This window comes from Actinomadura fibrosa, from assembly GCF_900659615.1.
Taxonomy (GTDB): Bacteria; Actinomycetota; Actinomycetes; order Streptosporangiales; family Streptosporangiaceae; genus Spirillospora; species Spirillospora fibrosa.
The window spans coordinates 1-22,335 of sequence record NZ_CAACUY010000080.1; the positions used below are offsets into that span (position 1 = coordinate 1).

9 protein-coding genes and 2 pseudogenes are annotated in these 22,335 nt (G+C 65.6%); 6 read left to right on the forward strand and 5 right to left on the reverse strand.

The annotated features are described in order from the left end of the window. Window positions 1-349 precede the first annotated feature (349 nt). The 3 genes from E1300_RS24990 to E1300_RS51710 all read right to left on the reverse strand — a co-directional run bounded on the left by E1300_RS24990 (window position 350) and on the right by E1300_RS51710 (window position 4,288). On the reverse strand, window positions 350-838 hold the full coding sequence (locus E1300_RS24990) for a hypothetical protein (protein ID WP_131759503.1): 489 nt from the start codon (window positions 836-838) through the stop codon (window positions 350-352). 1,741 nt (window positions 839-2,579) lie between these two features. Continuing rightward, window positions 2,580-3,200 carry a GAF domain-containing protein gene (locus E1300_RS25000; protein ID WP_165502983.1) on the reverse strand — a complete coding sequence of 207 codons (621 nt, stop codon included), beginning with the start codon at window positions 3,198-3,200 and terminating at the stop codon, window positions 2,580-2,582. A 743-nt stretch (window positions 3,201-3,943) separates the two neighbouring features. Beyond that, window positions 3,944-4,288: an integrase core domain-containing protein gene (locus E1300_RS51710; RefSeq protein ID WP_207399940.1), complete on the reverse strand. Its 345-nt coding sequence runs from the start codon at window positions 4,286-4,288 to the stop codon at window positions 3,944-3,946. A 572-nt stretch (window positions 4,289-4,860) separates the two neighbouring features. Here E1300_RS51710 and E1300_RS25010 point away from each other — a divergent pair. The 5 genes from E1300_RS25010 to E1300_RS25030 all read left to right on the forward strand — a co-directional run bounded on the left by E1300_RS25010 (window position 4,861) and on the right by E1300_RS25030 (window position 15,470). Continuing rightward, window positions 4,861-6,255 (forward strand): hypothetical protein, encoded by a 1,395-nt coding sequence (locus E1300_RS25010; protein WP_131759506.1) that lies wholly within the window; start codon window positions 4,861-4,863, stop codon window positions 6,253-6,255. Then, window positions 6,248-7,717 (forward strand): oxygenase MpaB family protein, encoded by a 1,470-nt coding sequence (locus tag E1300_RS25015; RefSeq protein WP_131759507.1) that lies wholly within the window; start codon window positions 6,248-6,250, stop codon window positions 7,715-7,717. Before E1300_RS25010 ends, E1300_RS25015 begins: the two co-directional genes overlap by 8 nt. Next, window positions 7,714-11,043, forward strand: a complete 3,330-nt coding sequence (locus E1300_RS25020) for an ATP-binding protein (protein WP_165502984.1) — start codon at window positions 7,714-7,716, stop codon at window positions 11,041-11,043. The genes E1300_RS25015 and E1300_RS25020 overlap by 4 nt, the downstream gene beginning before the upstream one ends. Before the next feature lie 400 nt (window positions 11,044-11,443). Further along, window positions 11,444-12,901: a hypothetical protein gene (locus E1300_RS25025; RefSeq protein ID WP_131759509.1), complete on the forward strand. Its 1,458-nt coding sequence runs from the start codon at window positions 11,444-11,446 to the stop codon at window positions 12,899-12,901. A 1,519-nt stretch (window positions 12,902-14,420) separates the two neighbouring features. Next, the gene (locus E1300_RS25030; protein ID WP_165502985.1) at window positions 14,421-15,470 is read left to right on the forward strand and encodes a hypothetical protein; all 1,050 of its coding nucleotides are present in this window, start codon (window positions 14,421-14,423) and stop codon (window positions 15,468-15,470) included. Window positions 15,471-16,301: 831 nt separating this feature from the next. Here the strand turns inward: E1300_RS25030 and E1300_RS25035 are convergent. Together E1300_RS25035 and E1300_RS25040 are read right to left on the reverse strand one after the other, a co-directional pair. Then, window positions 16,302-17,510: pseudogene (locus E1300_RS25035) on the reverse strand (IS701 family transposase). Window positions 17,511-17,627: 117 nt separating this feature from the next. After that, window positions 17,628-19,161, reverse strand: a pseudogene (locus tag E1300_RS25040) (IS1182 family transposase). Window positions 19,162-19,748: 587 nt separating this feature from the next. Here E1300_RS25040 and E1300_RS25045 point away from each other — a divergent pair. After that, entirely contained in the window at window positions 19,749-21,959 is a 2,211-nt protein-coding gene (locus E1300_RS25045) for a coiled-coil domain-containing protein (protein ID WP_131759511.1), read from the forward strand. Window positions 21,960-22,335: the final 376 nt, after the last annotated feature.

Consider the following 22,335-nt stretch of genomic DNA (forward strand, 5'->3'; position numbering starts at 1 on the left):
GGACCCCGGCTGAACCCAACGACCTGCGATCCATCCGGCGAAGACCCGTCGTCACCGGCGTGATCAACGAATACCGACACGCCGCATAACCCCAGCTCATGCCACCCAACTCAATAATCGAGCGGTACACCGTTCGGTAGGCAGACGTGCGCTATTCGGTGCCGCCGGATACGAGAGCCCTATGGTCTGGTGCCGGTTCCACGAGCTGCGCGTCAGGTCGTACAACAGCGACCACACATGGCGCTTCAACCTGCCCGGCCGCGGCATGGTCCCGCCGGGAAAACAGCAGATCAGGCCCCGAACCAGGATAATAAAGCCCACGGGCATTGTAAGACCGGATCATGATCTGTCAGAGGCCGAGGGCTTCCTTGAGTGCGGCACCGGCAACTGCCACGCCTGTTGCGGTCGCAACTCCAAACGACCATCTACCGGCGTTTGCCAGGTAAGCTTTTACGGCTGTTCTATCACCTTTCGTTGCAGCGAGTTCTGCTTTAGAGATCTCAACAATCGCATGCTCGCTGTCTTCCTCGGGAACGGCGCCTTCCATTGCAGCCTCAAGCATTGCTATTTTCAGCTGAGCGAGTTCATCCTTGAGAACCTTGAGGTCGACGTCGTCGAGAGTGCCGGCGCTGCTAGCGTGGATAGTTACGTTCTCAGCTTTTGCGCCACGACCGACTGCACCTGCGTTCTGTACAGAATAGCTATCTCCAGTGCTCGAGCTACTTTGGTTCATCGCATTACTCTCCTGCTTGACAACGATCACGTTATTTACGGCCTTCAGGAGCTCATTCCCTCGACTATTTGACGCCTCGGTGCGTGAGCTCTGATCGTTGATCATGATTTCTCCCACCACTTCAACGATCTTCAGTAGTACCGCGTACCCGTCAGGTGACGGGGGGACCGAGGGGGGAGGGGAGGTAGGGTCCATAGTCTCTTACCGCTCTATCCCCCTTGTTGTCGCAAATCGATGGCGGCATTCAGGCGCGCTTCCATGACAGCGCGATCGGGATGACTGGGTGAAGACCATGAAACTGCGTGCTCGAGCGTTGCGATAGCGCGTTCGAGGTCCTCTGTATCGCCTCGGTTCTGGAACCGTACTATGAGCGCATTGCCCAAGTTCGATGCCATAACAGTATGGTCGGGATCGTCGAAGGGGGAGGCGCTAACTGCTTGCTCGAAGTACTCGATTGCCTCACTTAGGTCATCTGAGGAGGCAGCGAGGTGGTAACGCGATTGGAGGGCGGCGCCTAGGTTGGACAGGATGGCGGCTCTGTTTGGTTGCTCTGGGGCGGTTTCCTGTACGGCAGCACGGAGCAGTGTGACGGCCCGGTTCAGATCCTCAGGGTCACCAAGACGCCTGTACCGAACTTGTAGCGCCGCAGCGAGGTTCGAGAGCCGACCTGCTCTCTCGGTATCGTCTTTATCTGACCCATCTGTGGCTTGCTGAAGCAGGTCAACAGCTTCAGTTAAATCTCGCGGATCTCCCGCCTGATCGAAACGCGATTGGAGGGCGGCGCCTAGGTTGGACAGGATGGCGGCTCTGTTTGGTTGCTCTGGGGCAGTTTTTTGTACGGCAGCACGGAGCAGTGTGACGGCCCGGTTCAGATCCTCAGGGTCACCAAGACGCCTGTACCGAGTTTGTAGGGCCGTGCCGAGATTAGAAAGCCGATTGGCCCCCCGGACATCATCCCACTCTGTTAGGGAGACAGCATGCTCGAGTATGCTGATGGCCTTGTCTAGATTGGAGAATGCGCCAGACCTTATGGATTGACGCTGCAGCGTGGACCCAAGGCTCGACAGTATGTCTGCCATCTGGGTCTTGCTTCTGTGATTCTGTATCTCAAGGATAGCTAGATCTGCCTGTTTATTGCGATATGCAAGCCGAGCATTCAGTTGCTTCGATCCAGGCGAGTCGAGAAGGAAGTCGCTATGTAGGTCCGCTTTGTTGACTGTAGAAGCGGGTATCAGAATGAAGTTTGCTGAGACTCGGAAACCGTGACCGATCAAGCTTCGGTGTTCATCCAAAGGATCTCCATAAACCTCCACGGTTTCGGTGGCCCAGTCTTCCGAAATCGAGTCTCGTGTTTTCTCTAGACCCCTCTTCCGTGATAGCTCAAGTGTCGGCATAGCAAAAGCAGGGTCTTCATGATCGGGGGTTCGGGAAGGCGAGGTAGTCCACGTTGTAACCTGACGATCTTGGGTGCTTCCTCGACGCTCTTGTAGAGGAGCTAGCGAGAAGTAAGTGGCTGTCCCAACAAGCACCCCAGTTACCAACGATGCGGCCGCGCCGCTTGCATGTCCCGTGACTGCGAAATATACCGCACCGAAGAGATATAGCGAGCCTATCGAGGTGTAGAGTATCGAGCGTGTCCGTATCGCGGACGATCTGGTATGAATCTCCTTGTCGACTTCTATGCGCGCTCGAGCTTCAACTTCTATGCGCTCGGTCGTTAGATTCTCTGCTCCTTCGTATGGTTCAGTCAGAAAGTCGCTTACTGTACTAGAGAGGAGAGGGCTCCAGATTGCGGCTGTTAGCGATGAGGCCGGTGCTTCAACCGTGTGCCTGCGTCCTGTCAAGACTACGCCCCCTCTTCTCGGCTTGAGATAGGGGTGGCTACGTACGGTGGCAGTCCTTTTTCGACCGGATGTGTGGCATTCAATTGGACGAACGCGATGCCGAGTACACTGGCCATGAGTCCGAGCAGCCCTTTGTCTATATCCGTGAAGACGGCCGGCTTCTCTGAAGTAGCGACAAGAAGTCCAAAACTATCTCTTCCGGCGCGCACAGGGGCTGCAAGGAACGATCGATAGCCGCGGCCTACGATCACATTGAAGTTGTCGGGCAAGTCAGCTTCTGTATCGGTGACGAGTACCGCTTCTAGACCAAGAGCAAACCGGATCACAGTATCATCGCGATCGCTGCGGCCCCTCTCAAAGACATACCTGGGGGGAACACCAAGTGTAGGACCCACGGAGGCTGAATGGACCAGATCTTGCCCAAGAAACTGATAAAATGACGCCCTGACATTTGCTTCTCTATCGATCTGACGTCCGAGTTCAGTATGCGTCAGTCGGAGCACGCGATCAATCAGTACACGAACGGACGACTGGCGCTCTTCAAAACTGTCGGCTGAGGCGATGTTTGCCAAACCCGCTGTCAGTGCCTGCCCGCCCTGGGAAACAGCGATCGCGAGATTCACCCTCGCTGCGACTGCTTGCTTTCGTGCGCGAGATAGAGCGACATCTTTTCTTGTCAGGTAGAGCAAGCCGATAGGGAACGCTGAAACGGCTACTATGACCCAGTAGAGTCGTAGTGTTCCTGAATAGGATGCGGCTAGGGCAGTGAGTGCAATCGGAACCGAGTACATGAGGACTGTAGGCGTGATGCGAAGCAACCTCTTGACAAGATAAGATCTGCTCACGTGCATGCCCCTTAGAGTCTGCCGCAGGTAGATAGTACCTCCCGACCCTCGTCGCGTCAGCCACTTTCCAATGACTGGAGGAGGGGTGCTTCGGTTTCGGGCATGCTCAAAATGCCCTTAGGTGTCGACGGGGAGCAGTTGCTCTGCTGCTCGCCTCTCAGTGAGGAAAGATCCATCTGTCCTACTGAGAGGGAATTGCGTCCTGTACCTATGGCGTCGAGTGTCCCGCCGGTCACAGTTGACTGCCCGGTGCGGCGGCTCATCAGGTCGATCGTCGCGACATGGCCCATGGCCTCGGAGCGGGCGGAAGGGTGCCGTAGTCACGGGCCAGGCGGCGGGGGCACCAGGCATCGGGACGAAGTTGGCCGTGTCGACTGTGTGGGAAGATCCTTCAGGATACCCAAACCAACCCAGCGCCCGAAGGTGTGTGGGGCTTCAATGTCCGGATTCTGGTTTTGACCCTGGGGCTCGGTGTCGCTTTGAACGTGGTGATCGCCATGCGGCGTTGCGGTATCCGTTGATCACCCGCCGAGGATGCGTGTCTGGTGGAAGGCGGCTGCTGATGGGAGTCGGTTCGGGCTGGGGGTCGGAGGTCGTTGTTCCAGGGAACGATGCGGACGATGGCCGTTGGAATGATCGGCGTAGATCCTGAGCACGGCTTCCAGATGGCGTTGGGAGAAGATCAGTAGCTGGTCGGTGCGCTCGCGGCGGACGCTGCCGACCCACCGCTCGGCGAAGGCGTCTGCTCGTGGGCTTTGCGGAGGTGTCCGCAGTACGGTGATGCCGGCCGCAGTTAAGACGGCGTCGAAGGCGTCGGTGAACTTGGGATCCCGGCCGCGGATCAGGCTTCGGGCCTGCTGCGTCATTCAGGCGCCCGTCGGGTTGCGGGTGGCGCCCAGCGCGTGGACCCGGCGAGTGGCGATCTCTGCCATGAGGAGCACGTAGATCCGCTGGAGGAAGATGGTCCGACAGTGAAGTATCCACAAGCCAGGACGCCGGAGGCCTGGGCGCGCAAGAACGTGCTCCAGGATGCGTCGGTCCGTCGCGGGGCACGGTGGCCTGGCTCGGTCTCCCCGAATCATGTTGCCGATGAGGCCGTCGCTGGCCCAGGCTTTCGAGATCGCGATGAAGGCCGTGCGCAGCCGATCGCCGAGCGTGCGAGCCGACCGCGCCGCCTTCGGTGCTACTTCTGGAGGGACGTTAGTCACCGCACCCGGTACGGCTCAGCTGATACGCCGGTTCTGTACCCGCGTAACACGCGTTGCGCTATGCGTCATAGGCCACAGTCGGGAAGGCAGAAGGCTTCTAGCCTCAGCACATCAGGGAAGTGCCTGCCGGTGGGGAGTCATCAGAGCCACCTGTCTCAAGTCGCGCAAGGTCGGCCCCGATACGCCAGTGCACCGCGGCCGCGGACACGGAACGAACGATGAGGTGGGCGATGGACGTTGAGCGGGTGCCGAACCCGGGCCAGGTCGGTGGCTGCGCGGGTCTTCCTCGGGCCGCCGGAGTCACCAGTGAGGAGATCCTTCGGGTGGCAGCGTTCCGCGACCGCGCCCCCGAGCGCGAAGCGGCGATCATCGCGCTCGTCTACCATCGGCTCGCCTGCGACCTGGCCGTCCATCTGGGGCCGGAGGTCAACTGGTACGGGTTCGCGACCTGGAGCTCCAAGGCGGTGGGCGCATCACTTGATCTGGGCCCCACGTCGCCGCTCCTGTTGGAGACGGGTTCCCGGCTACGGGTACCGCGCCGGTTCCAGCGCCAGTTCCGCGCCGTGGCGCTGGTGACGCTGGGTCCTAGCTACCAGTTGGCGCTCGCGTTGGCCAATCGGGCGATCTTTCTGGAGACCGCCAGCCTGGCCGCCGGCCTGCGGTTCGGTCCCTCGGCTGCCTCTGCCGCGCCGAGCTTTCTCTACCGGATTGCCGATCCGCCGGTGCCGTCCAACAGCCAGGAACCGGACGCTGAGGAACGCCCGATGTTCCTCAGCGACCTGCTCGGCGACGCCGACGACCACTACCTGGATCTCGCGACCACTTTGATGACCGATGCCGCGGGCACCGATGACCCTGGCCGCCGCCGCGAGCTGCTCCTAGGTGCGAACGTCGCCTTGTCGGCGTTCGAACAGGCCAGAGCGCAACGCCTGCTGGAGTTGGCGATGTATCGGCCGTGCCGGTGGCTGATGCGGGTCTCCTGGCGGTGGGCACTGTCGGCGATCACACGGCGGCCGTTCCACCGGTTCGGCCTGTACACCCGGCCGCACGAGCAGATGTCGTGGACGGTCCGCCATGCCGAGAGCCTCTGGTCGCGGTTCTACACGCGGTTCATCATGGTCTTGCCGACGCCGGTGAGCCGGATCCGGCTCGGCAAGAGTCTGCGGCCGCCGCCGGGTGCCGCCGTCCACCCGTTCCCGCCGATCGAGGACGCGCGGGTCCGCAAGTTGATCGAGAGTTTCCAGCCGCAGCCCGAACACGCCCTCGACGGCGTGCACGACTGGCTCGACTATCGGGCCCGCATGCGGTTCATCACCAGCTACTTCCGCAGCTACCTGTCCATGCCAGAGATGCTGGGTCCTCCGTTCGCTCCCACATTGCTGGAGGAACTGGGCAAGGAGGTGGCGCTGGGCGCCGTTCCCGACCCGGTGTACTGCGAGTGGTTCCACAAGCAGCAGCAGGACTTCGAAGCCAGGGCCAGCAGACCGGGCATGCGGGGGTGGGTATTGCGCAAGTTCTATCGGCCGCCCATCGAGTGCGATCCCGACGCCGCCGAACTCGCCCAAATCGAGCTCAGCGACTACCTGGTCGAGCGGATCGTCAACAGGCAGGTGCGTGATGAGTGACCGGACGCGCTGGAGCCAGGAGGAGTTCGCGCGGCTCCGCCAGACTGGTGATGACCAAGCCGACGCCGCCGTGAAGGCCTACCTGCACGCACATCGTGACCTTGGTGACGCCCGCGCGCTGATCCGAGCCGTCATCGGCGAGCTGGCCGCCGCCAAGCACAGCGCCCGGGCGGCGCAGGATACTGCCATCGCCTCACCGTCGACCGGCCTCTCACCGTCGGCTGTCCCAACGCCATCAGGGTTTGCCGCAACAGATGGTGCATCGGCGGGCCATGCTCGAAACGGTGCGCAAGTGAGCAGTGCGGCGGACATCCTGGACAAGCTCGCAACCAACGCGGAGGTTCCCAGCTGGGTTGGTGACGCGGTGACGATCGAGCGTGGGCAGCGGGTGTTCCGCGACCACGGCCTGTACCAGGCGGTGGTCTTGTTCTGCCTGTCGCTGCCCTTGGCCTACGCCGAGCCTTCCACCGCCCGGCTGCTGGCTGGCGTGTCGGATCTGGGAACCGGTGCGGTGACGCGTCGGGTCGCCGAGACCGGCCAGATGCTGATCGATGTGATGGGCCTGGGCGGTCCAGACAGCCTGCGGCACGGCGGGCCCGGCCACACCAGTTGTGTCGCGCTGCGCGTCCTGCACGCCTTCGTCCGCGCGATCGTCTCGCAGGATGCCCAGAGGCCATGGGACCGGGAAACCGACGGTGTCCCGGTCAGCCAGGAACTCTTGCTGGCGACGCTGCTGACGTTCAGCAGCGTGACCTGGCAAGCCATGGACCGGATGGGTCTGCGGCTCGGCGACATCGAGCGGGACGCCCACTTGCACGTTTGGAGCGTTGTCGGCCACCTGATGGGCATCCAGGCCTGCTGGCACGCGCCCCTGACGGGCGAGGACAGCGCCGCGCTCGAGGCGCATTTCGCCCAGATGCTGCACACCAGCGAGCAGGGCCGACGGCTGATGGCGGCGCTTCTGGCCGACATGGAGTCCTTCATGTATCTGGGCTGGCGGAAACTGCCCCGCACGCTGATCCACTGGCTGTTTCACGGCAGCGGCCCAGGCATGGAAGGTGTTCCGGCGATGCTGGGAGTACCGGCGCCGGCATGGTGGGCACTGCCGCTGCTGGCCACCGCCCGCGCCGCGCACCGCGGCGGCCGCCGCGACCCGCTGCGCCCGGTGATCCGGTGGCTCCTGCGTCGCGCAGGTCGGTATGCGGTCATCGGTTTCGCCGAACGGCACACCGATGGCCCGGCCCCCTTCCAGGTGCCGGCCGATCTCGCCCGCTCCTGGCAGATCGCGCAGACTCCTTCAGCGCGACGGCTGCGCGCGGTCCGCCGCAGAGCACGGCAAACGGTACGCAGCCGCAATATCGACCTCCGCGATGTCGCTGGCCGCGCCAGCCGGACCCGTCACACGGCCCTGCCGGAAACACCTGCCCCGGCAACTCCGCCACCAACCGTGAGGGGCGCATGATGGGCCGCTACCCACCGGGAACCGTCACCACGTCGACGGTCCTGATGGTCGACATCGTCGATTCCACCCCCACCCGGATCCGGCTAGGCGAGGTGGCCGCCGACCGCCACTTTCAGAACGCCTACCAGTTGATGCTCGCCGTGGTGCACACCGCGCACGCGACGTTCACCCGCAGCCGAGGCGATGGCCTGGTCGCCGTGTTCGACTCGGTCACCGCCGGATTCGACGCGGCCTTGGCTCTGGAGCAGGAACTGGCCGCCGAAAACCTCCACCTGCCAGAGCCGATCACCATCCGGGCCGCCCTCAGCGTCGGTGACGTGCAGTGGAGCGCCAACGAGGTCGAAGGCCTCCCGCTCGTGCACGCCGCGCGGCTGATGGACATGGCCGACGGTGACGAGGTCCTGTGCACAGACATGGCGCAAGCGCTGGCCAGCCGCCAACCCAACCATGCCTTCCAGCTTCTCGGGCCCCGCCGGGCCAAAGGGCTGGACAAGCCACTTGTGGTTCACCGCTTCCTCTGGCAGGAGGTAACCCCTCCCCAACGGCTGCCGCCCTGGTTGGTCATCGCGCAGCAGGCGGTCATGGTCGGACGCCGAACAGAGCTCACAATCCTGCAGGCCGAGCTTCAACATGCCACCAGCACCGTCCGCAGAGTCCACGTGGAAGCCGACCAAGGCGAAGGCAAAACACGGCTGTTGGCCAAGCTGGCAGAAATCGCCACCGAGCAAGGCTTCATCCTGATGACCAGCCGTTGCCACCGCTTGGCCCGCCGCGCCCATGAGCCCATCTCGGCCGCCATCACCCACTTGGCCCACACCGCCCGCGTCCAACTGCTGCGCGCTGGCGTCACCCCTCCTGACACCTTGCCGCAGGCTCTCATTCCCACACACACCGACACGAGTGACGAGGCTCGCACCGACTTTCAACCCGACGCACAAGCCGACTTCGACCCTGACTCTTCCGGCCCCACCAGGGAAGAGTTGCCCGGGCCTGGCGCTGTCAGGCCCGGCGCTCACCGAGCGCAGCTGATATCCGACATCAGCATGCTTATCGCCAGACTCGCAGAACTGCGCCCGGTGCTGCTCCTCATTGACGACCTGCAATGGGCTTCGGCCGAGTCGCTCCAAATACTGCAGGGACTGCACTGGGATCAACCACCTCGGCTGCTGGTCCTGACGGCGTCTCGCCCTGTCCCCGCCCACAGCGCCGAACCGGCCGAAAGTGAACTACGACGGCTACGCTCTGACAGCCGCGTGACCGGTATCCAGCCGTTGACCTCCCCCGACATCCAGGAACTCATCGCCGCCACACCGCTGCCATCGCCCCCTGCCACCGACCCGAGCACCGAACTCAACATCGGTCAGATCCTGCACCTCACCGGCGGCAACGCTTTCCTGGTCAATGAAGTGCTCCGCGAACTCAACTCGGGCAAGGCACTCGGCTCTCTGGACGTACAGAATCTGACCCACCAGGTCATCAAGATGCGCCTGGAGCAGCTCAGTGAGCGGGCCCGCCATGTCGCCGAACTGCTTGCGGTGGGGGAGCGGCTCCCCAGTGACGTGCTGCGCGCTGCCGCGGAGCTCACCGAAGCACAGTTCGCCGACGTCGTCGACGAACTGCTCACACGCGGGCTCATCGACCAAATCCAATACCTGCGGTTCCAGCTTCCGCACGAACTCGTCAGAAGGCCGATCTACGAGTCCCTACCGCCTGCACGACTAGGGGCGTTGCACGGCCAGATCGCCGACCTGCTGATGAAGTTCGACTCCACCATCAACGAGACAGGGCCCTATGTCGTCGCCAGCCATCTGGTCGCGGCCTCCGAACAGGGCCACGACGTCGACCGGACCCGGCAGGCCGCTGAAGCCAGTCAGCAGGCCGCCCAGCACGCCGCCTCCAAGCTCGCCTACAGCGAGGCCGTCACGTGGTACGACCATCATCTGGCGCAGCTGACCAAAAACCCGCGAACCTCGGCGGAGGAAGTCGCGAGCGCGCTGGCAGAGTGCGGCCAGGCGATGTGGCTGGCCGGAGACCACCGTGCCCGCTCCATCCTCAACCGCGCCGCAGACCACGCCCGGCGATGCCAGCGCGCCGACCTGGTGATCACCGCAGCCTCGGCTGGAGACCGCGGGTTCTTCAGCATCACCGCCGGCCACGACGGCGACCGCATCGCGCTGCTGGAGGAGGCGCTGCGCCTGGTCGGCACCTCCGCCGGCACCACCCGGGCGCTGCTGCTGGCCCAACTGGCCTCCGAGCTGACCTGGGCCCCTGAAGGCGATCAACGCTTCTCCCTCAGCGACACCGCGCTCGCACTGGCCCGCCAATCCGGCGACCCCGCCACCTTGGTGAGCGTGCTCGGGCTACGAAGCTTGACCATGGTCCCCACCCTCTCGCTGGAGCAACGCCAACGCGAGGCCGCCGAGATGCTGGACGCAGCCGACCGCACAGGAGACGACCTGCTGCGCTTCCACGCCACTTTCCAGAAGGTCGCGCCGGTACTCGACACCGGCAACACCGTTGACATCGCCCGCTGGCTGACCAAGGCAGCCGACCTCGCGCAACGACTGGCCCAACCTCACCTGCATTGGCTGATCGCCTTCTCCCAGGCCGGACTCAGCCTTATGCGAGGTGATCTGGAAACCGCACAACACCAGGCCTGGCGCGCGCGACAGCTCGGCAGAGAAATCGGCCGCCAGCACGAAGCCGACCCCTTCTACGGCGAACAACTCGCAGAGATCCGCCGACTACGCGGCCAGCTGGACACGCTGCGTGCACCGTTGAGGGATGCCATCGACCTCAGTGACATGGATCCCGTCCACTCGATCCTGCGTTTTTTGTGCGAGGTCGGCGACGAAGCCGCCGCACCCCTGCTAGACCAGATCATTGCGACCCACGGCGTGATTCCCCGCAACGACATCGCCTTTCGCCCCGCCCTGGACAACCTGGCCATCGGCGCCACCCGTCTCAATCGCACCGACCTGGCCGAGCCTCTGTACCAGGCGCTCAAGCGAGACGCCGACACATTGGGTCACTCCGCCGTCGCCCATCATTGCGGTCACCACTACCTCGCCCACCTAGCCGCGACCGCCGGCAAATCCGCGCTCGCCGCTGAACACTTCGAAGCCGCCGCGGCCGTTCACGAACGCTGCGGAATCCCTTTGCTCACCGCCGAATCACTTCTGGACTGGGCCGACCTAGCCGCCCACGATCCGCGCATGTCTATCCCACCCCGCCTTCATGAACACTGCCGTGAATTGATCGCTGGACGCGGTGCCACCCTGCTGGAAGACCGCTGGGAGGTATCTAATGAACGGCGAATCCGATGATCAAAGAGATAGCGGTGGACCGCGGAGCCGTGAACACGTTACCGGGCGTCACATAGGAACGCGTCTTGTGAGGCGAGCGGACCCCTGTAACAGCGTGGAGTAGTTGTAATCTATCAGCCGCGGAACCGTATCGTCGCCGATATCAGAACGGATGGGGGAATTGGAAGCGCTATACGACTCGTGAGTGGCTCTCTGTTCGAGCCGGGAGCGGCAAACGTCGGCGACTTCGTCCGAGCGCGAGATAACGCTCCGGTGTTTTGTGTTCTACCGAGGTGGCTTTGATTGGCCAGCTTGCCTAAACTTCGAGGCGGAACCGAGAAGGGGGCGCATGGCTTCGGTGGAGGGTCCCACATGGTCACTTAGGGGAATCGAGCAACGGTCGGGACGGTATCCGCTGCGGGTGGAGGCGCCGGTCCTGCGCGCGATCGAGCTGCTGGTGCCGGGGATCTCCTCGGTGACCAGGTATGTCCGCTATTACGTTCTGTACGCGGCACTCGGCGCTCATGCCGCCGACCATGATCTGGACAGTGCGGCGAGCCTACGGGTATTGCGGCGCAGCGAAGTCGTACTTGCCGCGGTCTCGCGCCTGCACGACGATCCGGATGCGTGGCCCGGTATGGGACACGCGGTCGACGAGGTCAGGCACTCGCTCGACGGAGACGTCCTGCATACCGATGCGGCGGCGCGCATGGAGGATGCCGACCATCCGTACTCGCCGCGGCGCTCGGGGTTCTGGTCCCAGTACCTCGGGCCGAGTACGGTGCTCGTCACGGCGGTCAACGAAGGCGACGTGCCGCGACCCGGCAGGCATGAGTGCCCTCCGGAGATCGCAGCCCTGTTCGCGCCGGTGCTGAGCGCCGCCGGCGACGACGTCCTGGACGGGGCGCGGCTGCGGATGCTCGCCCCGCTGGCGATGCAGGCTCCCGAACGTCCCGAAGTCCCTGGGATGCGCGGACTGTTCACCGCGACCCACGATGGGCTCCACGACCCGCAGGAGTGGAGACCCGACGATCGGCGGCGCCGGGCGACCTTCCGGATGCTCGGCCGCGCCGTGGTCCTTCACGGCGGCGACGCCGTCCTCGGCTGGGAGGAGTACGCCCGGTCCGCCGTGGCCTTCGGGCCCGAGGCTGAGAACGACCCGGTGTTGCGTGGCGTCGCCAACGTCCTCGGATGGCGAGGGCTGCTGCTGCGCAACTACTCGGTCAGCGCATGGCGGCGGCTGTGGGCGGCATTGGTCCGCTCGATCGGCTCGCACGACGGTGAGGCGGACCGGAGCCTCGACGAACTCCGCGCATGGCTGGTCGATCCCATGCCCGCCACCTCCTTACGGGCCTGCCTTGACGAACTGCCCGACACGATGAGCGGCGGGCACCCGGCACCTGCTGAACGGCAGATCATGCAGGACGCCGACCGGCGTGACCCGGTGGTAAACGTGAGATTGCTGCTGATTGGTGGCCGCCGCGTCGGCGAGTTGTCCGGCGAGGCTCGCACCACGTTCCTGGGGGCGCAGAACGACATCCTCAACCCGCTGTGGGTGGCCCGGCTCATCGACGACTTCGCGGACCGGCCCGTGCGCGACCTGGCCGTCCGGTTGGTGGACGACATGCTCGCGCAGGCCCGCCGCATCGCGCTGGCTGAGACCCAGCCCGACGCCAACGGGCGGATGAAGGTGTTCTCCCGCGTGCACGAACGCGGAGGCCGGTTCTACAAGACCGGCGACGAGGGCGACGGCGACATCGGTACCCGCCTGCACCAGGCCGGGGACTTCGCCCAGCAACTCGGGCTCCTCGCCCGCGCCGACGACGGGACGGCGTTCCTCAAGCCCCTCGGGGCCGAACTGCTGGAGGTGGGGGAGTGACTTGGGAGTTCAGCTCGCCGCTCACCCTGCTGGGCCAATGGCGCGACCGCACCGACGAGGCCGAGCTGCACGAGCTCCTGCTGCTCGGCTTCACCGTCGACCTGCCGTTCCTGGAGAAAACGGCGATTCCGACCGCGCGGGCACTCGGCGCCCGCATCACGGTGATCGGCGACGCCGGGCAAGGTCTGTACGACCCGGTCGACGTGCGGATGGCCGGACGATCCTACTTCCACGGCCTGGCCGCCTGCCGCGGCTCGTTCCACCCGAAGCTCGCCCTGCTGATCGGCGCCCATGAGGCCGTCGCGGCGATCGGCTCGGGCAACCCAACCATGGCCGGCTGGGGGTACAACGATGAACTCTGGACCGTCCTGCGCGGCCACGAGACCGACGCACCCGAGCCGTTCCAAGAACTGGGCCGGTGGCTGGTCGCCTTGAGTAGCCAGGTCCCCGTCCCGCAGTATGCGGCGGAGTTGCTGGAGGAGACTGCGGCCAGGCTTGCGGACTTCCAAACCACCGCGCACCCGGCGCGGGTGCTGCACAACCTCGAGACCGGATTGCTCGATCAGCTCCCTGCGGGGGCCCGTCGACGAACTGCACCTGTACGCGCCGTTCATCGGCCGGGACGGCCGCGCCCTGGCTCGGATCGTCGAGCGCCTCGCCCCAGCCCGGGTAGTCCTCGGCGTTCAGGAGCGCTGGAGCAGCTACGACGGCGACGCGGTCCTGCGCTCGCTCGCCGACGCGGCGGACACCGAGTTGCGGCTGCTCGCCGAGCAGCGACCACGCCACGGCAAGCTGCTGGAATGGCGGACCGGCGACCGGTGGACAGCCTTGACCGGCAGCGCCAACCTCACCGGCGCCGCACTGCTGGACGCCGTCGCAGGCGGTGGCAACTGCGAACTGAGCGTCCTCGCCCCGGTCCCGTCACCGCTCATGCCGAAGGGCACCGCCACGGCCGTCATACACCTCAAAGGGCGACGCACCGTCAGACCTGTGCAAGGACGGCCGGGACTGCTGGTCATCGGTGCCCTGCTCACCGGGGCGGGGCTGCTCCAGGTCACCTTGGCGCACCCCTATGACGTGGACGTCGCCGTCGAGGTGTCGCCGGACGGCTCACCGGGTTCATGGTCCAGGATCGGTACGGTCCCCGCTGGGCGCACCGCCCAGGAGTTCGCCGTCCCCGAATTCGCAGGTGCGGTGGTGCGCATCGTCGACGCGCGCGTCGGCGGCCGGACCGAGTCGCCTCCGGTCTTCGTCGTCCACCCCGCCCGCTGCGCACGCCGCCAGACCGACGAGAACCGACCCCGCCTCCGCCACGGCTACACCGAAAGAGGAGATCTTCACCGACGAAGAGCTGGCCCGCCGCTTCCGCTACGACCTGCTCCGCCTGTCCGACCAGCTCGCCAAACACCGCACCGTCCAGTCCGCCCAGACGGCCCCGCCTTCGCAGACGTCCGCCGCCCACGACCGCTACGCCTCCTACCTGGAGGAATGCGAGCGGACCATCGGTCGGCCCCTCACTTTGAAGCTGTTCGGCGGGACGACTACACCCGGCCTTACCCTGGGCCCGCGCTGGGGGCCGGTCGCCGACGACGTCATCGACGAGAATCTCGACGCGTCAGACGGCGACCCCGAGGACACCGACCAGAAGGAGATGCCACCCGATCGCAAGCGGGAGTGGCGGCAGTGGACCGCCCGGGCCGTGGAGCGGACCGTACCCCGTGAAGGGGAGCCAGCGTTGCTGATGCTGCGCGTGCTCGTGGCCCGGCTTTTTGTCCAACTGCTCGGCCACGGTGTCTGGAGATTCGACGACGACTCTTGGCGTGCGCCGCTCGCCCGCCTAACACAAGGTTTGGTGCCCCGCGCCGCGGACGAGATACCGGACGAGGCCTTCCAGCACGTTACGGCGGTCACTGCGGTCTGCATGGGACTGCTGCTCAGCGAGGCATCCCTCACAGGCGGTGCTCCCCATGACCTGCTCGCGGCTCGCACCTGGCAGACCGTCAAAGAGCGGGTCGCGGAGGCGGAGACCGACATTGCGGAGGATCTACTCATCCCGCCTAGGCTGGCGCACGCGCACGTGCTGAGCCGCTCTAGGTGGGAACGGCTGCTTGACCTGGCGCACTCGGACGATCCGGTGGCCCTCATCGCCGCCGAACTCGTCGGGGAAGAACTGACGCTGGAATCCGACCACGGGATCTACCTGATCAGCGGGAAGTTCAGCAACCCGGTCCCGGTCGCGGCCCGCGTTGCCGCCCTCCTTGGACGGCACCTGGAGACCGTCCTGGTGCACGCCGTCGCGGACGGCCGGTGGACCTTCATCGCGTGGCGGCGGCCCTACCTCGCCGTCGCCGGTTCCCGCGCCATGTGGCCGGGATGGCGCGTGTACCGAGTCCCACCGTCAGCCACGCCGGAGTCACGGCTGACCGGCGGCGAGGGGCCGCCGAGGGCCGGCCTCGTCGCTGGACCAGTGCCCCTCGGCCGGACGCCGCCAGCGGCGCTGGAACTCATGCAACAGGCCGGCATCGATCCCGCCGACCTGCTTCGAAGACTCCTCGATCATGGACCGTAACGCGCTTCGGCCAGTCAAGACTAGCGGCTGACCGGACGGCCCGCTCAAGAGGGGCAACGACCCGATCCAGCTGGCTCATCCTCCACGTCGGGCGCGGTGCCCTCACGCTGTGCGCTCGGATGGGCGAGTGTCCGCGGGCGGGCTGGTCAAGGGGAAGGCAAGCTCGGACCCAGGTGCCGGTACACGATGATCGCGGCCGTGTCGCCGACCGCGGCATGATTCATGATGCCGGAGGTCATCAAAGGTCCCTTGCCCCGCCACAGCGGCTCGTCCGGGCTTCGCTGGGACGAACCACTCGCTGCCCGGCGAGCTTGAATGTTCGGCGGGCGTCCGGATGTGGGCAGATCACCTGAAGAACGGGCGGGCGTGCGGCTTGATCCGTAACTTCGATCTGTGGGTGACAGGGCACAGGGTGATACGAGCAGATCCGGCAGCAGTCCGGACGGTGGCTCCGGCGGAGACGCCGCGTTGAAGGGAGCGTGCCGCAGGGTTGTGGCCGATCAGGCAGGCGCTGGCGGTCGCGAGCATGTCCGTGGTAGCCGGGCTCGTGGCGGTGATCGCCGCCATGTTGGCAGTGCTGGGGTTCCCGTGGCTTGAGCACACCGACCCGCTGCCGGTCGCGCAGCTGCTAAACGTCCTCAAGTTCGTCCTCGGCTCGGTCGCCAGTGTCGGTGCGCTATTTGCGCTGGGATGGCCTTCGCTGGCAGCGCCTAGTAGTGCTTTGTTAGGTGGTGTCGTAGTGCTGCCAGGGTGCTGGTTGGTGGCAGATTGGGCAGCGGCCGGTCCAGGTGGCCAGGAGTTGTTGGATGAGGTCGACCACCTGGTAGAGGGTCAGGCGGTGGGTGGGGTTTTTGGGTCGGTGCGTTGTTGGGTGATGAACAGGTGGGCGGCGGTGACCAGGGTCAGGTGCCGGTGCCAGCCGGTGAATGAGCGGCCTTCGAAGTGGTCCAGGCCGAGTCCGGTTTTCAGCTCGCGGTAGTCGTGTTCGATCCGCCAGCGTGCTTTGGCCAGTCGTACCAGGGTGGCCGCGGGGAGGTCGGCGGGCAGGTTGGACAGCCAGTACTTGATCGGTTCGGCCGCGCTGGCGGGCCATTGCGCGATCAGCCACTGGGCGGGGATGGTGCCGTCGGCGGCCGGGTGGGGGCGGCGCCCGGCCGGGCGGACCCGCAGCAGCACAAAGGGTGCGGTCATCGGGCCGCGGGAGGCGTGTCGCCAGGTCAGTGTGCGGGCGGCGGCGTGGCCGGCGGCCAGCACATGCGCGCGCAGGCTGACCGGCCGCTGCCGGTAGCGCGGCAGCGGATGTGGTCCGCGTCCGCCATAGGCCGGCGTGTGTGGCCGGGCCTGCTCGCCATAGGCGGTCAGCTCGCCTTTGACCTGGACCGCGTAGGCCAGGCCTCGCTCGGTCAGCGCGCGGCGGAAGCGGGCGTTGGTGCCGTAGCCGGCGTCGGCGGCCAGCACCGCCGGATGCAACCCGAGCCCGGCCAGCTCGTCCAGCATCTCGATGGCCAGCCGCCACGTGGGGCGGTGGTGCAGATCGGCGGGGATGCCGCAGCGGGCCCGCCGCCCGGCCGCCCGCACGCCGTCCCAGGACGGCGGTAGGAACAGCCGCCAGTCCAGCGGACAGGACGCGGCGTCGGTGGCGGCGTGCACGCTGACCGCGATCTAGCAGTTGCCGGTCTTGCCCAGCGTGCCGCAGTACTGCCGGGCCACGCCCGGCGAGCAGTCCCCGTCCTTGACCAGACCGGTGTCGTCGATGACCCACACCTCCGGCGCCAGCATCCGCACCGCGCGCCGCGCCAAGTCGGCCCGCACCCGCTCATGCGGCCAGGTCGAGGACGTGATGAACTGCTGCAGCCGCTGATGATCGATACCCAGCCGGGCCGCCATCGGCTGCATCGACTTGCGCCGCCCGTCCAGCAGCAGCCCCCGCAGATACAACTCGCCCTTGTCCCGTTGATCAGCTCGCGCCAATGGCGCGAACATCTGCGCGGCGAACCCTTCCAGCCGGGCGCGACACCCGGCCAACTCCTCAGGCGTCATCCCACCAGCACAACACCAAACAACCGCATCGACCAGCCACCTAACAAAGTCCTACTAGAAGACTGCTGAAGATCTTGGTGTGGGTGGCCCGGTGGCTGGCCGGGCCACCCACACTGCTCAGTGGCTGGTGGGGTTGAGTGTCCAGGTGCTGTTTGTGTAGGTGAGCCCGAGGTTGATCAGTCGGCGGAGGCTGAGGGCGGCGGCGCGGGTGTGCAGCCAGGCGTTGCCGGCGATGGTTCCCCGGTGGCGCAGCCGGCGGTTGCCTCGGGCGACGATCCAGGCGACGGCGCGTTCGACGGTGGCCGCCACCGCCGGTAGGTGTCCTGCCAGGTGGTGTCGGTGGCGGCCTGACGGCGAGCGGCGGCCTGCAGATCGTGGTGGGGGCGGATCGTCACGATGCGGCCTGTCTTGGCCTTGGTGCATTGTTGGCGCAGTGGGCAGCCGGTGCACAGGTCGGCGAAGCTGGCTTTGCGCTGGTGGTGCCGTCCGTCGGAGGCCGACAGTGCGACGGTGTGCCCGGCGGGACAGGTCACCGTGGTGGTGGTGGTGTCGATGGCGAAGTCGTCCAGGGTGAAACCGCCGAGGACCGCGGGACGCAGCGGGGCGGGTGTCGCCGGCCGAGTAGGCGGTGTCGGCCAGTACCTGGACCGGGGTGTCCTCGGTGTCCAGCAGTTCCAGGGCGACGGTGGCCTCGTGGTGGGCGGCCCCGGTCCCGGGACGCAGGGATACCGCGGTGAACAGGCCGGTTTCGGGTTCGATGGCCAGGTGGGCTTTGTAGCCGTCCTGGCGGTGGCTGCGGGTCTTGTGCACGTGCCGTGACTGCGGATCGACGACCGAGATCATCCGGTCGGGTGCGGTTCCCTCGGTGATGCGCCAGCGTCCGTCGCGGCCGTCGGAGTCCTCGGCCGGTTCGACATCCTGCCCGGCGCCAGAGCCAGCAGGCCGACCGCGTTCGCGGCCCGCTCGCCCAGTTGCTGCTCGGGCAGGTGCCCCAGCAACCGCAGCGCATCACCGACCAGCGCGTCCACCAGATCGGCGCGGGCCTGCTCATCGTTCCAGGCGATGCGGGGCTTGCCCGGATCGGTGTAGTCGTGCGCGGTGCACCGGGCGGCGGCCACCCCGGCCGCCCGGGGACGTGGCGGATCACTGCCCGGATGGCAGCGATGAGCTGGGTGACGGTGTCCTGGGTGGCGACCGCGTCGTCCAGCACGGCCGAATCCAGCGCCCGCCGCTGCCGGCCCTGCAGCACCCCGGTCGCAGCGACGACCTGCCGGACCGCCTCAAAGATCCGATCCGGGCGAGTCGACCGCGCTAGCCGGCGACGGAAGTAGGCCAGCAGCGACGCATCGAAGGCGGTGTCGTGCAGGCCCAGCCCGCAGGCGGCCTTCCACCGCAGGTCACACCGCAACTCCTGCACCGAGTCAAAGTCCGACAACCCATGCAGGGCCTGCAAGGTGATCGCCGCGGCCAGGATCTGCGGCGGCATCGACGGGCGCCCGTTGGCCGAGGGATACATGTCGGCGAACATCCCCGCCGGAAACAGCGCGCCACGGTGCTCGGCCAGGAACGCAAACACACTCCCGGCCGGAACCAGATCCCGGCACGTCTCCCACACATCCGGCCCGACCGTCTCCCCAACCCACTCACCCATCACCACACCACAACACACTGACCCCACCGCATTCGCGGCGAGGCCAGCACCCCAAGATCTTCAGCAGTCTTCTAGCCGAGGTCGCCGACGACCGCGACCACCAACGCAACTGGTCGACGACCTGAGGGGTTGCCGGACGGCATGGCTGATCATTTGTCGTGAAACGATGAGATCTATACTGCGAGCCACGCCGCAAGTTCTTGAAGTCGTCTCCTGTGCACGCATCTCACTTCTACGTGACCGGGAGCCCGGTGGTTAATGATGCTGAGCCACCAGGTAGAGCAGCCAGGCACAGACGGTGCCGCCGAGAACAGACGCGGCCCCGCGTACAGCGGCAAATACTGCAGCTTGGACCAGGCGGCGGAACTTGCGCTCGTAACGGCGTCGACGGCAGGGGCTGGAGATCATGTCCCTCCTTCATGATTCTCAGCGCCTCGGGTGGCGCTGATGTGGAATTCCAGCAAGTCAGCTTCGGTGGGCGTTGCACCACCCCGCATCGGTCATCGGCATGGTGTTGCAGGAGGTGGCAACGCTTCGATCTGGCTGAACGTGCTGCGTGCCGGGAGCTTCGCACTCATGATGGGCACATGACCGAGCTCGAGTCGTACCTTTCAGCAGCCCCGGAGACCTCGGCCGCCTTCAAGCCTCTGGACTCTACGCTGAGCCCCCAAGTGCGAGCCTGGACGGCGGAGATACGCAGGATCTGGCTGGCTACGGGCCTGTCACAAAACCGTTTCGCCAGCCGATATCCGGTCGACAAGGGTACTGTATCGCGCTACCTCAATGGTAAGCGTGTTCCTCGTGATCAATGGTTCCTTAACACCCTCTTGGCCGTTTTGGCCGAAAAGGGAAGAGAGGTTTCCCAAGAGGTCCGCGAACATCTGACGCAGCTGCAGTTGACGGCATTAGAAGCAGCTCATCCGGGTGAGTATCGCGTGCGCTGTGTAAGCGATGAGCTTGAAATCGCCACCATCCGTCTGGATGAGGCCAACCGCTACGCCCGCAACCTTGAGGAACAGCTCGCTGACCGGATAAGGCAAATCAACGAGCTTACTGATCAGTGCGGTCGACTGCGAGCCGCTTGGGACGCGGACCGCGCCGCGATGCAAGGCGAGCGGGATCGTCTGGAAGATGAGATCGTCGAACTTACTCGTCATCTGGAGCGGGCACGCGAGCGAGCTGTCGAGGCCGAGCGCCGCTGTCAGTCTCTGGAACAGATGCTCGACGAATTGGAAGAGCCAGCGCTGTCGGCCCCGGACGAGCTCCTCAAGGGAATCGATCTGATTGATCCTTTCGCGGTGACAGGCCTGCTGGAGGCGATGGTGAAGGCGGCCCTGCGTGAGCAGGCGGCAGCGCTCGCCGAACATGTGGCGACCAATGCTTTTGTTCGCGATACCGCTGATGTGGTGTGCTTGCTGGAGGCGATGCTGAAGGCCGGAACGCGGAAGCAGGCAGTGATACTCGCTGGCCGAGCAGCCGTAGAGACTCCTGTGTTTTACACCGACGACGTACTGCGGCTACTGGAGGCGATGTTGAACGCAGGGGCGAGGCAGCAAGCGATGGCGTTCGCCAGCCGAATCGCCGCTCACACGCCGATCGCCAATATCCCGAACGTGCTGCGGCTGCTGGAGGCAATGCTCAACGCTCAGGCCGAACAGCAGGTGCTGGCATTCACTCAGCGTGTCGCCTCTGAAACTCCTGTTCACGGCGCGCAAGAGTGCCGCGCTTTCGGCCGCTCCAGTGGCACCGTGGTCCGGCTCTTGGAAGCGGTTAGGAAGGTGGGGGCGGGGGAGCAGGTGGTCGTCCTTGCTGGCCGCATTGCCACTGATACTCCGGTGGATGAGGCAACGGGAGCGACCCGGCTCCTGGAAGCGGTTAGGAAGGTGGGGGCGGGGGAGCAGGTGGTCGTCCTTGCTGGCCGCATTGCCACTGATACTCCGGTGGATGAGGCAACGAGAGCGACCCGGCTCCTGGAGGCAATGCTGAGCGTCGACGTTAGACAGCAGGCGGTCACGCTCGCCGACCGCATTGCCACCGACACCTCCGTGCGCGCACGCGCGATCTCCGACGTGGTGCACCTGCTAGAGGCGATGCTGAGCGTCGGCGTTCGACAGCAGGCGGTCACGCTTGCCGACCGCATTGCCACTGATACTCCGGTGGATGAAGCAACGGGAGCGACCCGGCTCTTGGAGGTAATGCTGAGCGCCGGGATGACCCGGCAGGCGGTTACCCTCGCTGGCCGCGTGGCCACCGATAGCCGTTTCCAGGACGCGACAACGATGGCCCGCTTGTTGAAGGTAACGCTGGACGCGGGCATGACTCAACAGGCAGGTGCGTTGGCTGCGCACATCGCCGCCAACGTCTCCGTCCGCGATGTCACCGATGTGATCCGTCTGTTGGACGTGATGTTGAGCGCGGGCATAACACAGCAGGTGGGTGCGTTGGCCGCACGCATCGCCGCCGACGTCTCTGTGGCTACTCCGACCAGCATGACGCGTCTGATGAAGGCGATGCGAGGCGTGGAGGTAGCAGAACACGCGGTCGCGCTCGCCGACCGCATCGTCACTGGCACTCCGGTCACTGACGCGATCAGCACGGCTCGGCTCTTGGACACGATGCGGCAATTGGGGGCGGACGAGCAGGCGGAAGCACTTGCCAAGCGCGCGGCCGAAGAGATCCCCTCCTACGATCGCAGCGCGCTGGTCATCCTAATGGACGCGTTGGTCAGCGCTGGGATGCGGCGGCCTGCAGAGACGCTTATCAAGCGCGCCCCCGAGCTATCTGACCGTCTGCGCTGAGCGTGGCCGGTGCCCCGCAATTCACGTCGTCAAGGCCGGGTCTCGCTCCTGTCCCGGCTCTGGAGACCTGGAAGCCGTCCAACGAACTGGAGTTCGTCGAGAGGTCGGCGACGCGGCCAGCCTGCACTTGAACCCGCTTGGCAACGCCCTGTTGCGATTTGTTGGTGAGGAGAGTCGGGTCCAGGCGATCCTCGTGCGGTTGAAGTCCGCGCTGGTCACGTGGCGGACTGGACGGCCCAGATGCCGCCGATCAACCCCGCCACCCCAGCGCAATGACTCCTCGCTGTGCATGTCGGCCATCTTGAACCCGAGCCCGCCGCCGCGCTAAGGTTACAAGTAGACCGCCTCGTCTGCCGCTACTGACCAGGCGGAACGT